A 12,661-nucleotide genomic window follows, 5' to 3' on the forward strand; every position below is an offset into this window, starting at 1 on the left:
AGTGCACAAAATTTAGGCAACACCTGATTTTCGCCGCCGCGGCCTTGCCTGCCGTAATCCTAACGAATTGTGAACCCCGATGGGAAGTGGTCTGACCCGTTCGAAGACGCAGCCGAGGGAGAGGCCACATGAAAAAGATCGAAGCCATCATCAAGCCGTTCAAGCTCGACGAGGTGAAAGAGGCGCTCCAGGATGTGGGCGTGCAGGGCCTCTCGGTGATCGAGGTCAAGGGCTTCGGCCGCCAGAAGGGCCATACCGAGCTCTATCGCGGCGCCGAATACGTGGTCGACTTCCTGCCCAAGGTGAAGCTCGAGGTCGTGCTCGAGGCCGATCAGGTCGACGCCGCGATCGAAGCCATCATCGGCGCTGCCAAGACCAACAAGATCGGCGACGGCAAGATCTTTGTCAGCTCGGTCGAACAGGCCATCCGCATCCGCACCGGCGAGTCCGGCCCCGACGCGCTCTGACGCTTAGCCCCGGCTGCCGGAGCTTATCCGGTGCCGCAAACAGACCTCAAACGACTTACTCAGCAGAAGGACAAAAACGGTATGAGCAACGCTGTTCTCACCATGATGAAAGAAGAAGACGTCGAATATGTCGACATCCGCTTCACCGATCCGCGCGGCAAGCTGCAGCATGTGACGGTGATGGCCGACCAGGTCGACGAGGATTTCCTCGAAGAAGGCTTCATGTTCGACGGCTCGTCGATCGCCGGCTGGAAATCGATCGAAGCCTCGGACATGAAACTGATGCCCGACACCGACAGCTGCTATATCGACCCGTTTTATGCCGAGAAAACGCTCTGCATTCACTGCTCGGTGGTCGAGCCCGACACCGGTGAACCCTACGAGCGCGACCCGCGCGGCACCGCCCAGAAGGCCGAGGCCTATCTGAAATCCTCGGGTATCGGCGACAACTCGTTCTGGGGTCCCGAAGCCGAATTCTTCCTGTTCGACGACGTGCGCTTCTCGAACTCGATCAACAAGGTCTCCTACGAGGTCGACGCGATCGATGCCTCGTGGAACACCGACACCGAGTACGAGATGGGCAACTCGGGCCACCGCCCAGGCATCAAGGGCGGCTACTTCCCGGTGAACCCGATCGACGATGCTCAGGACATCCGTTCGGAAATGCTCTCGACCATGAAGCGCATCGGCATGAAGGTCGACAAGCACCACCACGAAGTGGCCTCGTGCCAGCACGAACTGGGCCTCATTTTCGACAGCCTGACCAAGCAGGCCGACGAACTGCAGAAGTACAAGTATGTCATCCACAACGTGGCGGCGGCCTATGGCAAATCGGCCACCTTCATGCCGAAGCCGATCTATGGCGACAACGGCACCGGCATGCACGTCAACATGTCGATCTGGAAAGACGGCAAGCCGCTGTTCTCGGGCGACAAATACGCCGATCTCAGCCAGGAAGCGCTCTATTTCATCGGCGGCATTCTGAAGCACGCAAAGACGCTCAACGCCTTCACCAACCCGTCGACCAACTCCTACAAGCGCCTGATCCCGGGCTTCGAGGCCCCCGTGCTGCGCGCCTATTCGGCCCGCAACCGCTCGGGCTGCGTCCGGATCCCCTGGACCGAGTCGCCGAAAGCGAAACGTGTCGAGGCTCGCTTCCCCGATCCGGCGGCTAACCCCTACCTGGCGTTTGCGGCGCTCTTGATGGCCGGTCTTGACGGCATCAAGTCGAAGATCGACCCGGGCGAGGCGATGGACAAGAACCTCTACGACCTGCCCGCCGAAGAGCTGGCCGGCATCCCGACGGTCTGCGGTTCGTTGCGCGAAGCGCTCGACGCCCTGGCCAACGATCACGATTTCCTGCTCGCGGGCGACGTGTTCACCAAGGACCAGATCGACGGCTATATCGATCTCAAGATGGAAGAGGTCGAACTTTACGAACACACCCCGCACCCGGTCGAGTTCGGCATGTATTACAGCTGCTGATCGTTCCGGAAACGGATCACTTTAAGGGCGTCCCGCGGGGCGCCCTTTTTCTGTCGCCGCAACAAGGTTTTTGGCCCCGGCCGCCGGGCGCCGCTGGAAACGCCCGCCGTCGCATCTTATCTTTCGTCGGCGCCCTCGGTCTGGGCCGAAAAAGGGGGCCTCCATGGACATTCTGATGCTGACGGCTGGGCTGGTGGCACTGTTCCTCGGCGGCGATCTGCTGGTGCGCGGCGCCGTGTCGGTGGCCCACGCGCTGCACATCCCGCCGCTGGTGATCGGCCTCACCCTGGTCGGGTTCGGCACCTCCGCCCCCGAGCTTGCCGCCAGCCTGCAGGCCGCGCTGGCCGGATCACCGGCCATCGCCATCGGCAACGTCGTCGGCAGCAATATCGGGAACATCCTGCTGATACTCGGGCTGACCGCGCTTCTGCGCCCGGTAACGGTAGATCGTGCAGCGCTGATGCGCGACGGTAGCGTGCTGGTCTTCGCCTCGCTGCTCTTGCTCGGAGTCGTCCTCGCCGGAAATATCGGGCGGCTGACCGGACTCGTTTTCACGGCGCTGCTTGCCACCTACGTCGCCGCGACCCTGATTTCGGCCCGCCGGCGCGCCTCGCCGGCAGTCGGACTTTACGAGGCCGAGGCCGCGCTGCTGCCGGCCCCCAGGGCGGCACTGATCGGGCCCGGCCTCATGGCACTGGCCGGTCTGGTCATCATCGTCGTCGGCGCGCGGTTTCTGGTCGACGGCGCCGTCGGCCTCGCCCGCAGTTCCGGCCTGTCGGAAAGCGTGATCGGCCTGACCATCGTCGCCATCGGCACCTCCACCCCCGAGCTTGTCACCTCGCTCGTCGCCGCCCGCAAGGGCCAGGGCGATGTCGCTTTCGGCAACGTGCTGGGCTCCAATATCTTCAATATCCTTGGCATCCTCGGGGTCACCGCGGCGGTCCATCCGCTGGCCGTGCCGCCAGGGATCGCCGGCTTCGACATCTGGGTGATGCTCGCCGCCACGGCCGCGCTGATCCTCGCGTCGATCACCGGCTGGCGCGTCGGGCGGCGCGAGGGCGCGGTGCTGCTCGCCGCCTATGCAGCCTATCTCTGGGCGCTGCTCGGCATGGCTTGACCGCCGCCAAGCCCGCCCGGCCCTCGGGACTCGGGTCCGCTCGGTGATCGGCCAATGGGTCGCGCTCAGCGCCAGCACCACCATGGCCGTTCCATTGAGGCATTCAGGCGTGACCTGTTCGGAATCTATGATGATGACGTTCCGCGCGATGGCTGTCGGCGCGATGGCGATGACCAGCCGCAAATCGGGCGGCAGGCACGCCCTATTCGCCTTTGCGCATCTCTTTTTCGATCATCTCTTCCGTAATCCTTTTTCCGGTAAAGACGAAGACGAAAAGCGCATGTACGATCACGGCAAACCCCCATCCGATCAGCGGCCACTTGGCCCACCAGTCCTCGGGTGAGGTCATATAGTTGATGATGGCGAGCAGAATGTTGACGCCGAGAAACACAAGTAGGTGCACATAGAAACCTATCTTTGCCTCAACTCGGTGTTTTGCACGTTCATAAGCTTCCGTTCGTTCCATGACATCTACTCCTTAGGGTCAGGACCTATAAATTGGCTCAGACCTCAACGGCGGCTTCCTACCAACAGCGGACGTTCGACGAATCCGGGGTAACGACCGAGTGGCGGACAAAATTGCCGTTCCAGACACTAGGGCGGGCTTAGGTTTGCTCCTCCCAGCCTAAAGTGCATTTTTCCCTCTTTTCCGTCAACGAATACCAAGCTGCTTTCCGTAGCCGTAACTTTTTTCATACCGAGAAATTTTTCCACCAATGGTTTATCTGAATCAATTCCAGGAGAGCCCCATTTGCACGCAGGTGAAGCTGAGGTAGGTCTAATCCTAAGTCTAGGATAGCGGCCTTTCATTAGACCGGTGGCACATAGGCAATGACCGCATATTGCAAACGCGGAGTTCTCTCCGATGTAGAACCTGAGAGGGCGTATCGGTGGCGCTCCGTCGACCTCAACTAAATCATAATCCCTCATCGTCTTGATGTGATTTACAACTGCGTCTGCTTGCACCTCTGAACTAGTGATGCATACGAGAACCAAGGTGAAGCACGTACTCAGGCATGACCTCCAATTTAGTGGTGCGGCGCAAGCTGCTATAGAAAGAGTTTTCACAAATCCCTCCCTTGGCGGGCGTTATCATATCTCCATGCGCAGTCAGGTTAACGCAACTATCAAAGAAGAAAATGATACGAATCAAGCCAGGTTAAGATTGCCCTAACGGTCGTCTGATTTGGGCTCTCTACCGTCATCTGACGGTTTTTGTCGGATGACGGCTTTTCCCGGATTGCGGTCATCAACCGTTTGATTCCATCGGCGACGCCATCGTGATTCAAGAGCGACAGGAGGATTGTCCATGTCGCATCTGTTCTGGCTCGAACAAGAGCACCTGAACCGCATCAAGCACATGTTCCCGAAACCACGCGGCGTCGCTCGATCTGACGACCGCACGGTTCTCAGCGGTATTATCCATGTCATCCGCAATGGCCTGCGATGGCGGGATGCACCAGCCGAGTATGGGCCGCACAAGACCCTCTACAATCGGTTTGTCAGGTGGTCCCGTCTTGGTGTCTTTGCACGCATCTTCCGGGAACTAGCCGTGCCGGAATCGGACGGTGAAACCCTCATGATCGACAGCACCCACCTGAAAGCGCACCGAACGGCTGCAAGCCTCTCAAAAGGGGGACTCGGACTCGGGCCATCGGTCGAACCAAAGGCGGCTTGAACAGCAAGTTGCACACAGTCTGCGACGGGCGCGGGCGACCTCTGACATTCTTCCTCTCAGCTGGACAAATGAGCGATGCCAAAGGCGCGTTGGCTTTGGTAGGCAGCCTGCCGCCCGCCAAGATGCTGCTGGGAGACAAAGGATATGACGCAGACTGGTTCCGAGAAGCATTGGCCGAACGCGGCATTGATGCGTGCATTCCGGCGCGTCGAGGACGAAGGAACCCCGCCAACCATGACGTCAGCCTGTATCGCAAACGGCACCGTGTCGAGAACCTGTTTGCCCGGTTGAAAGACTGGCGTCGCATCGCGACCCGCTATGATAGATGCGGTGAACTCTTCCTGTCGGCAATCTGCATCGCCGCAACCATCATCTTTTGGTTATGAGTCCTGAGCCTAGTCTTTGCGATCAATTTTTCACAATCTATTCCATCTGCTTCATGCGTCAGAATTACCTAGCGCAAGCGATGATCTGAATCAACGCGAGCGGCGACATTCCCTGTTACTAAAGGGTGAATTCCGAAGAAATTGCAGATGAAGTCCAAACGCTAAAGGAATTGGCGTTTTGGCAAAACGATGGGTGATGAGATGGCAACAAGCAGTAATCCGCTGAAAGAAATGGAAACCCTCAGGGTCGATGTTGCTTCCGAGACCGAGAGGCCGAATGCGTCATTTCTGCAATCGGCCCTGCCCGGCTTTGACAAGACGGTGACCGCGCGTCGGGCGATCAGGATTTTCGACGGAACCCCCATTCCGGAAGATGTAATGCGAGACTGCCTGCGTCACGCGACCCTTGCTCCAAGTTCGTCTAACCTGGAATGCTATGAGCTCCATTGGGTCAGAACTGACGCCAAGAAAAAAGAACTGTCCCGGCTGTGCATGGCCCAGCCGGCAGCCGAGACCGCAGGCGATCTTGTCGTCGCCGTGTCGCGGGTGGACCTGTGGGAAACGCACTTGCGGAAACTGACCGATATCATGACGCATGGCGGCGCCAATCCGCTCAAGGGCCCGGTCCGCGACTACTATGAAAACATCGTTCCGATGCTGATGAAGACCGATCCGTTCGGGTTCAACAATTTCAAGCGCCGGATCATGTTCTGGCTTCGAAGGCTGAAAGAACCGACTGTCAACGGACCGGTGCGGAAATCGGATCATCGCGTTTATGGCCACATTCAGTCTGCTCTGGCCGCCGAAAACCTGATGCTCTCCCTGGCGGCCCACGGCTACGAGTCCTGCCCGATGGGTGGAATTGACAAAAAGGCCATCAGCGACCTTCTCGGTTTGCCGTCAACGGCCGAAGTCACCATGGTGATCGGCGCCGGAACTGGCAAGCCAGAGGGGCTGTTCAGCCAAAGGACCCGGCTACCCTACGAGGATCTCGTCAAGGAAGTCTGAGGCAACTTGGAGCCGGGGCAATGCTGGATCTCATGGCCAGCCGCGCCGGAGTTGAAACCCTTTACGTCGGCTCGAACATCGAGGCCAGCGCGTGCAGTTGGTCTTCGCTCAACCGGTCCCGCCCCGCCGCATAGTTCCGCGCGTTCATCTCATAGAACCGCGCATTGCCGAGATTCTTCGCCGCGTTGTCCCGCGTCGCCACCAGCTTGGCTGGCACCCCGGCTATGATCGAATTTTCGGGAAACTCGGCATTCTCGGTAACAATCGAATGCCCCGCCACGATCGAATTGGCGCCGATCTTCGCGCCGTCCATGATCGTGGCATTGATCCCGATCAGGCAGCGGTCACCGATCTCGCAGCCATGCAGGGTGACGTGGTGGGTGATCGAACAATCCTCGCCGACGATGGTCGGGGTGAAGCTGCCAACATGTATCATCACGAAATCCTGGATGTTGCTGCGCGCGCCAATGCGGATTTCGTGCATCTCCGCCCGCATCACCACGTGCGGCCAGACCGAACTGCCGGGCCCGAGCCAGACCTTGCCGTGGATCAGCGCGGTGTCGTGGATGAAGGCTGGGTCATCGACTGTCACTTCAGGGCCTAAATGGGGCATTGGTTCTCCTTTCCAGGGCCGGGCTCAGGGCCGTTCGACCGGTCGCAGCCGGCGACTCTGCCAGGCGCGGTGAATATCCTCGGCCATCATCGCGCCGGTGGCAGTCTGCCATCCCCAGGGCCCGCTGCGCAAATATCCAATCACCCGCAAGCCACCTTTCCCGGTCAGCGCCATCGCGGCCACACGGTCGGGCAGCACGGTGCGGCGGCCAAACACCCGGCGCTTCGGGATATCCATTTCCGGCAGCACCTTACAGACGAATTCCAGGCAGAAGAGGCGCTCGCTGGTATCCAGATCGAAAGAATGGTCAAACGGCGTACCGACGGCGGCAAGCGCCCTGCGCAGCGCGGCATGGCGGTCCCCGATCACCCGGGCTGACGGGCGTACCAGAGCGATGGCATCGAAATCGAAGACCTCATGCCGGTCCGCCTCCCGCACCCCACCGGTTACGGAATCGAGGATCAAGTGCTTCTGCCCGATGCGCGCGCGGAAGGGATCGAGCGCCGGATCCTCCCACAGCCCCGCCGCGCGCAGCTTGCGCTCATCGCCGAGGTAAAGGCCGCTATGGCTGAAATGCCCCGGCAGAAGCGAGCCCGACAACCGCGCCGACATCTGAAACAGCATCACGTCGAAAGGCCTGGCATGCTGCAACAGCAACGCCTGTGCCTCGGGTCGGGCCGACAGGAACCCGGGCCGGGTCTGGGCGCGGCTGATCGACGGGCCGGCCAGCTGCATCAGGGGCTCCACCATCTCGACCATCCAGCGCGGATACCGCTCGGGATCGGCGCAACACTGAACGAGGTTTGTGGCGGCCGGATCGAGCTCCGCATCGCTGCGCATTACCTCGAGCGCGCGATCGCAGCCTGCCAGGCCCAACACAAGGACAATCGCAACCACGCGGGCCATGCCGGCAAAGACCGTCCGCCAAAGCCCGCCGACCGTTCTATTCGTCACCACCGTCCTCCGGCCAATACGACAGGATGCGCGCCGCCAGTTCCTGCGGCCCCGCGCCCTGCCAGCCATTGCGCCCGCCCAGGACGAAATCGACAAGCCGCAGCGGCAGCTTGCCCTGCAGCGCCCGCGCCACGGTCTCGTCGGGCAAATAGCTCGGCCGGCCGTACAGCTCGCGCAGCGGCAGCCTCAGTTCGGGCATGACCCGCGCCGGCACCTCGGTGCAGAAGACCGCGTCGGGCGTGCGGGCGTCGAAATGGAAATCGAACGGCGTGCCGATCATCGCGAAAAGGTCGCGCAACGCCGCTTGCCTGCGGCCGCGCGACAGCGTCTGTGGCCGCAACACCGCCACCGAGTCGGCATTGAAGATCGCCTCGCGCCCGGCAAGTTCCACGTTCTCCCGCATCGCCTCGATCACCATCGGCCCCGACCTGAGCGTGTCTTGCCATGGTCGCACCGCGGGATCGTTCCAGACACCAGCCGCGCGCAATGCCGTCTCGTCGCCGACAAAAACGCTGACATGGTTGAAATAGCCCATTCCAAGCTGCCCCGCGGCCTGCCCCTTGAAACTGAACGCCATCAGGTCGAGCGGCCGCGCCCCGGCAAGGACCCGGTCCTGCGCCTCGGTTTTGTCGACGAGGTAGCCCGGACGCATCTTGATGCCACGGATCGAGGTCACCACCGACCGGGCGCAGCCTTCAGCCATGCGCGTGACCGCGGGCGGAAATTTCTGTCGCGGCAGACAGCAGCCGTCAAGGGCCGCGTCAACACCGACCCGCGCAAGTGCAGCCCGGTCGACATCCACGGGCTGCGTACAGGACATCACTGCGAATCCCCCGATCACAAGGAACAACGCCTTAACTTTCGAAAACACTTCCCCACCAACGCATTATCGTGTCTTACGACTTTCTTCGCGCTCCCCGTCCCTGACCATCGCACCGTGGGCCCCAAGACCCACGCCCCTGGCAACAACCAGATGCAGACCGCACATCACGGAGTTCAATATAACCGGGCACGGCAAGACTGGAAACAGCAAGTGATCGTCGCAACAGTAAAATCAATTCCGCATCGACCGACCGGCTTCGACCCAGCACACGCCCCGACCGACCCCGTGATGACCGGCGCACCCGCCTCGCGCCCCTGCCTTGCAGGCGGGAAATCGGGACGCCCATGTTTTGGAATTCGCGCCTAAAGGTTGTTTTCCTCGATCTGGAAACAACCTTTTTCGCGAAACAAAACAATTTGCCACAATTATTTCTGATTTGCGTCGCGAGATTTGCACGCCGTGACGCGACACTGACGGCCAAACAACAACCACCGGAGGAAGCCCCATGTCGGTCGAGCTTTCTGTGTCTACCGGAGGGCTAGTATTCTCGGTTACCCCAAAATTTGACGCGGAAGCGGTTGAAACGCTCCTTGCTCCGATGCTTGTGGACAAGGGGCACCGGGTGGACTCTGTCACAACCATCGGGACGACGGGCGTGCAAATCACCTGCGACGACCTGTTGCTGTGGTTCAACCAGGAAAACCGCAGCTATGCGCCGCCTCGGTTGCGGGTCACGGTGCAACCGATCGGCAAGATCGCCAAATCCGCCGACGGCGGGATGAATGCCGAACAGGCCGGCAACGAAGCCAAGGCCGTGCTGGCAACCACGCTGGCGCTGCTGGCCCGCGACCTGGGCGCCGACGGCGTCAACTGGCTCAGCAAGGACGCACTGATCCCGGCCGACAGCTTCATCGAGGCGGCTCTGCCGATCACGCCGCGCCGGGTGCAGACCGAGGAGGTCTCCCCCCGCCCCGTCAAGGCGCGGCTCGCGCCCGGAGACGTGATCCTGCCGGAGATCGGCAGCTTTCCCGTCGCGCCGCGCCGGGTGTCCGGTGTCGAAGCCCAAACCCCCCGGCCGACCTCGGCCTTCGGGTCGCGCCAGATCGGCCTCGATTTCTCGCTGAAGCTCCGTGAACTGCGCCACACCGAAGAACAGATCGCCGAAGCGATCCATGCCGAGGTCTCGCTGCCGCTGCGCATCACCGCCTGGATAATGACCATCCTGATCGGCATCTTCTCAGCACCACTCGCCTGGGTGCTGTTTGCCTTCAATCTCAACAGGGGCGGCGATTTCCGCGTCACCGCCAACGTGCTGGCGGCCACCGCCGGGCTGTCGCTGCTGCACGCCGCCGGGGCGACACAGGTCTTTCTCGACATGATCTTCAAATAGCGATCGGAATCTAACGCGTCAGTTGCGCCCGTCTTCGGTTTTTCGCTTGGCGGCAACCGGGACGCATGGTTAACCTGCTCCCGGATTGTTTCTTTGGGAGCTTCAAGATGCGTGCGTTTCGCCCTTTTGCCGTGGTTTGTCTGGTTTTCGGACTGGCCGGCCCCGCCCTCGCCGCCGGGTGCGGCAATTCTGCGGCGGGGTTCGAGGCCTGGAAAGCCGAGTTCGCCGCGGAAGCCAAGCGCGCCGGTGTCAAAAGGCCGGGGCTGCAGGCCCTGGCCGCAACCCGCTATGCCAAGTCCACCATCATCGCCGACCGTAACCAGAAAAGCTTCAAATACAGCCTCGACAAGTTCATGAAGGTGCGCGGCGTCAACACCATCATCGCACAGGGGCGCAAGCGCAAGGCCCGGAGCCTTGCGTTCTATGACAGCCTTGAACGCGCCTACGGTGTGCCTGCCGGGGTGCTCATCGCCATCCACGGCATGGAAACCGGTTTCGGAGGTTTCATGGGCGACAGCAACGTGGTTTCGGCCATCGTGACGCTGACCTATGACTGCCGCCGCTCCGATTTCTTCCGTCCGCACGCCATCGGGGCGCTGAAACTGGTCGACCGCGGCTCGATCTCGGCCGGCACCAAGGGCGCCAAACACGGCGAGCTCGGTCACACGCAGTTCCTGCCGGGCAATGCATTGAAATACGGGGTCGATGGCAACGGCGATGGCCGGATCGATTTCTACAACCAGGCCGACGCGCTGGCTTCAACCGCCAACTACCTGCGCCAGAAGGGCTGGAAGCCCGGTCAGGGCTACCAGAAGGGCCAGCCCAACTATCGGGTGCTCAAGGAATGGAACGCGGCCACGGTCTACCAGCAGTCGCTCGCCATCATGGGCGTTAAGATCGACGGGTGATCTCCGCCCGCCACAACCGCTAAACGGGATTTTTCTCAAATTCTAGGCCAAGATGCCTCAATTTCGGCCAATTCTGCCGCTTCAATGGAACGATCTGCTGAACCTGTCTGCCCGAGGACACCATGTCTTTCGAAACGCATATCGTTGCGGCCACGTATCTCGAGAAGCCCATGCTCGACTTCGAGGATATCGTCGACGAGTTTGAACTGTCCGTACGCGGCGCCAACACGGGCCGGCGAACGCTGACCTTCGACTATGACGACATCGTCATCATCGACATCGAACAGCTGCGCATCGGCCTGGCCTGGGTCGAACCGGACCAGTCGGACGGGCCCTACAGCCTGATCGTCGGCACCGGGGCCGCGCCCGAAGACGAAGCCCACACCGTGTCGCCCGCCTTCTGCGCCCGGCTCAGCGAAAAGATCCTGGCCCGTCTGAAGCGGGAACTGCCGTTCGATGCCGTGACGCGGGCGACGCTGCCGCAAGCGCTCGACAGTGACCTGCTCGACGGCGTCGCGGCCCGGCTGCACGCCGCCGAACCCGAAGCCGAACCCGAAGCCGCCGCCGAGACCCGACCAACCGCCGCCAGCCTCGAACCCAGTGCGAACCGCGACGGCATCGCCGCATCGGTTGCCGCCAGCCCCCTGCCAGATAACGCCCTGCCTGACAGTCCGCTGCCCGAGCCGTCCCCGCCCGGCGCGGCCCAGGGGTCGGCATCCGAGCCGGCCAGCGGCCTGAACCGGCTGCGCGACGCCTACGAGCCGGCGGACCAGCCGGACCGCGATGCGCCCGCAGGCGCGGCTTTCCGCACCGTCCTGACCGGCACCCAAAGCGTCATCGCCCGCCTGTCACGCCGGGCCGGCCAGCTCTGGCCATCGACCAGCGACCCCGACGATCCCTATCGACGTCTCACCCGCAACGAAGCGCTCGAACGCTACAGTGGCGCCAAGCGCTACCTGCCCCGGTTCGGCAAATCGGAATACGAACTCTACGGCAAGCTGCTCGATTGAGATCGCCGCCAGAGGCTACGGCCGGCCGGCCAGGTCTTCGGCCCGCAACACGTAGGTGTGGATGCCGAACACCACAGCTCGGGACACCGGCAACCGCAGGACCGTTTGCAGCTCAGACCGCAGGAAGCAGTCACCCTTGCTGTCCCGTTCTCGGCGTCGGTCGTTTTCCCGCCGCGGCTGGTGCAGGCTGGCATCGGTATACCACAGCGCGTTAAAGCGCCACAGCGGTCGCCCCACCTGCACCCCGTCGAACAGCCGCTGCACCCGCCGCGCAACATTGTCGTCATAACTCGCAACCGGACTGTGGATGCCAACAAGCGGCCGCAGGAATTTTTCTTCGAGGCTCCAGCTCGCCGGAAAGCACAACACCGCGCCGACCAGCACATGTTCGTCGCCGCGCCGGTCAAGCAGGCAGAAATCCTCCTGGACCAGCCGCCCCACCGTGCCCAGCGGGTCGCCGCGGTCGATGGTCACCGCCCCGCCATCCGGCCGCTTCACCACGCCGCGCTCCATGGCAAAACCTGGTGTCTCGAGCACCGCTGCCAGCACCGCGTCGAGCAGCTCCTCCGCCGCGGCCCGCGCGCTTTCGTCCATCGCAATGACCGCAGCGCGCCGTTCCCCGATCAGTCGCTCGCGCTCGGCCATCTGCGCGGCATAGGCCTCGTCCACCCGGATCCAGTCGGCCGGATCGAGCGGTGCGATCCCCGGCAACGGTTTGGGGCTAAACGGATCATAGGGCAGCGCGTCTTGCAGGATCATCCCTCTGCCTACCGTGCCGCCGCGCCCGCGCCAAGCCTCCGCAGCCCCGTCATCCTTCGTGAA

The 12,661-nt window shown here is 62.0% G+C and carries 13 protein-coding genes and 1 pseudogene; 8 read left to right on the top strand and 6 right to left on the bottom strand.

Annotated features, from left to right (window positions below):
* The first annotated feature begins 128 nt into the window (after nucleotides 1-128).
* The 3 genes from NO357_RS04005 to NO357_RS04015 all read left to right on the top strand — a co-directional run bounded on the left by NO357_RS04005 (nucleotide 129) and on the right by NO357_RS04015 (nucleotide 3,069).
* On the top strand, nucleotides 129-467 hold the full coding sequence (locus NO357_RS04005) for a P-II family nitrogen regulator (RefSeq protein ID WP_306734314.1): 339 nt from the start codon (nucleotides 129-131) through the stop codon (nucleotides 465-467).
* An 81-nt stretch (nucleotides 468-548) separates the two neighbouring features.
* On the top strand, nucleotides 549-1,952 hold the full coding sequence (gene glnA, locus NO357_RS04010) for a type I glutamate--ammonia ligase (protein ID WP_306734315.1): 1,404 nt from the start codon (nucleotides 549-551) through the stop codon (nucleotides 1,950-1,952).
* A gap of 163 nt (nucleotides 1,953-2,115) precedes the next feature.
* Nucleotides 2,116-3,069 (top strand): calcium/sodium antiporter, encoded by a 954-nt coding sequence (locus tag NO357_RS04015; RefSeq protein ID WP_306734316.1) that lies wholly within the window; start codon nucleotides 2,116-2,118, stop codon nucleotides 3,067-3,069.
* Nucleotides 3,070-3,117: 48 nt separating this feature from the next.
* On the opposite strand, the pseudogene NO357_RS21410 reads toward NO357_RS04015, so the two are convergent.
* Nucleotides 3,118-3,252: pseudogene (locus tag NO357_RS21410) on the bottom strand (phosphate-starvation-inducible PsiE family protein); the annotation flags it as partial.
* A 19-nt stretch (nucleotides 3,253-3,271) separates the two neighbouring features.
* On the bottom strand, nucleotides 3,272-3,535 hold the full coding sequence (locus tag NO357_RS04020; RefSeq protein WP_306734317.1) for a 2TM domain-containing protein: 264 nt from the start codon (nucleotides 3,533-3,535) through the stop codon (nucleotides 3,272-3,274).
* Nucleotides 3,536-4,378: 843 nt separating this feature from the next.
* Here NO357_RS04020 and NO357_RS04025 point away from each other — a divergent pair.
* Nucleotides 4,379-5,133, top strand: a protein-coding gene (locus NO357_RS04025) for an IS5 family transposase (protein WP_376744348.1) whose coding sequence is annotated in 2 segments (ribosomal slippage) — nucleotides 4,379-4,714 and nucleotides 4,717-5,133 — 753 coding nt in all. Because the reading frame shifts where the segments join, the coding sequence is not laid out codon by codon here.
* Between the two features lie 189 nt (nucleotides 5,134-5,322).
* Complete coding sequence (locus tag NO357_RS04030; protein ID WP_306734319.1) at nucleotides 5,323-6,141, top strand: nitroreductase family protein; 819 nt, start codon at nucleotides 5,323-5,325, stop codon at nucleotides 6,139-6,141.
* Nucleotides 6,142-6,202: 61 nt separating this feature from the next.
* On the opposite strand, the gene NO357_RS04035 is transcribed toward NO357_RS04030, so the two are convergent.
* From NO357_RS04035 to NO357_RS04045, 3 genes are read right to left on the bottom strand one after another with little or no spacing between them, the layout of a single operon-like run.
* Nucleotides 6,203-6,754: a gamma carbonic anhydrase family protein gene (locus tag NO357_RS04035; protein ID WP_306734320.1), complete on the bottom strand. Its 552-nt coding sequence runs from the start codon at nucleotides 6,752-6,754 to the stop codon at nucleotides 6,203-6,205.
* A 24-nt stretch (nucleotides 6,755-6,778) separates the two neighbouring features.
* A complete protein-coding gene (locus tag NO357_RS04040) occupies nucleotides 6,779-7,708 on the bottom strand; it encodes a YiiX/YebB-like N1pC/P60 family cysteine hydrolase (RefSeq protein ID WP_306734321.1) in 930 nt (309 codons plus the stop codon).
* The gene (locus NO357_RS04045; protein ID WP_306734322.1) at nucleotides 7,698-8,411 is read right to left on the bottom strand and encodes a YiiX/YebB-like N1pC/P60 family cysteine hydrolase; all 714 of its coding nucleotides are present in this window, start codon (nucleotides 8,409-8,411) and stop codon (nucleotides 7,698-7,700) included. Before NO357_RS04045 ends, NO357_RS04040 begins: the two co-directional genes overlap by 11 nt.
* 742 nt (nucleotides 8,412-9,153) lie before the next feature.
* Here NO357_RS04045 and NO357_RS04050 point away from each other — a divergent pair.
* From NO357_RS04050 to NO357_RS04060, 3 genes are all read left to right on the top strand, one after another.
* Nucleotides 9,154-9,921 (top strand): hypothetical protein, encoded by a 768-nt coding sequence (locus tag NO357_RS04050; protein WP_306734323.1) that lies wholly within the window; start codon nucleotides 9,154-9,156, stop codon nucleotides 9,919-9,921.
* A gap of 107 nt (nucleotides 9,922-10,028) precedes the next feature.
* Complete coding sequence (locus tag NO357_RS04055; protein WP_306734324.1) at nucleotides 10,029-10,829, top strand: lytic murein transglycosylase; 801 nt, start codon at nucleotides 10,029-10,031, stop codon at nucleotides 10,827-10,829.
* A gap of 122 nt (nucleotides 10,830-10,951) precedes the next feature.
* Entirely contained in the window at nucleotides 10,952-11,839 is an 888-nt protein-coding gene (locus tag NO357_RS04060; RefSeq protein ID WP_306734325.1) for a hypothetical protein, read from the top strand.
* A 15-nt stretch (nucleotides 11,840-11,854) separates the two neighbouring features.
* Here NO357_RS04060 and NO357_RS04065 read toward each other — a convergent pair whose 3' ends face one another.
* Nucleotides 11,855-12,598 (bottom strand): heme-dependent oxidative N-demethylase family protein, encoded by a 744-nt coding sequence (locus tag NO357_RS04065; protein ID WP_306734326.1) that lies wholly within the window; start codon nucleotides 12,596-12,598, stop codon nucleotides 11,855-11,857.
* Nucleotides 12,599-12,661 lie beyond the last annotated feature (63 nt).

Source organism: Marimonas arenosa (assembly GCF_030848945.1).
Classification (GTDB): Bacteria; Pseudomonadota; Alphaproteobacteria; order Rhodobacterales; family Rhodobacteraceae; genus Marimonas; species Marimonas arenosa.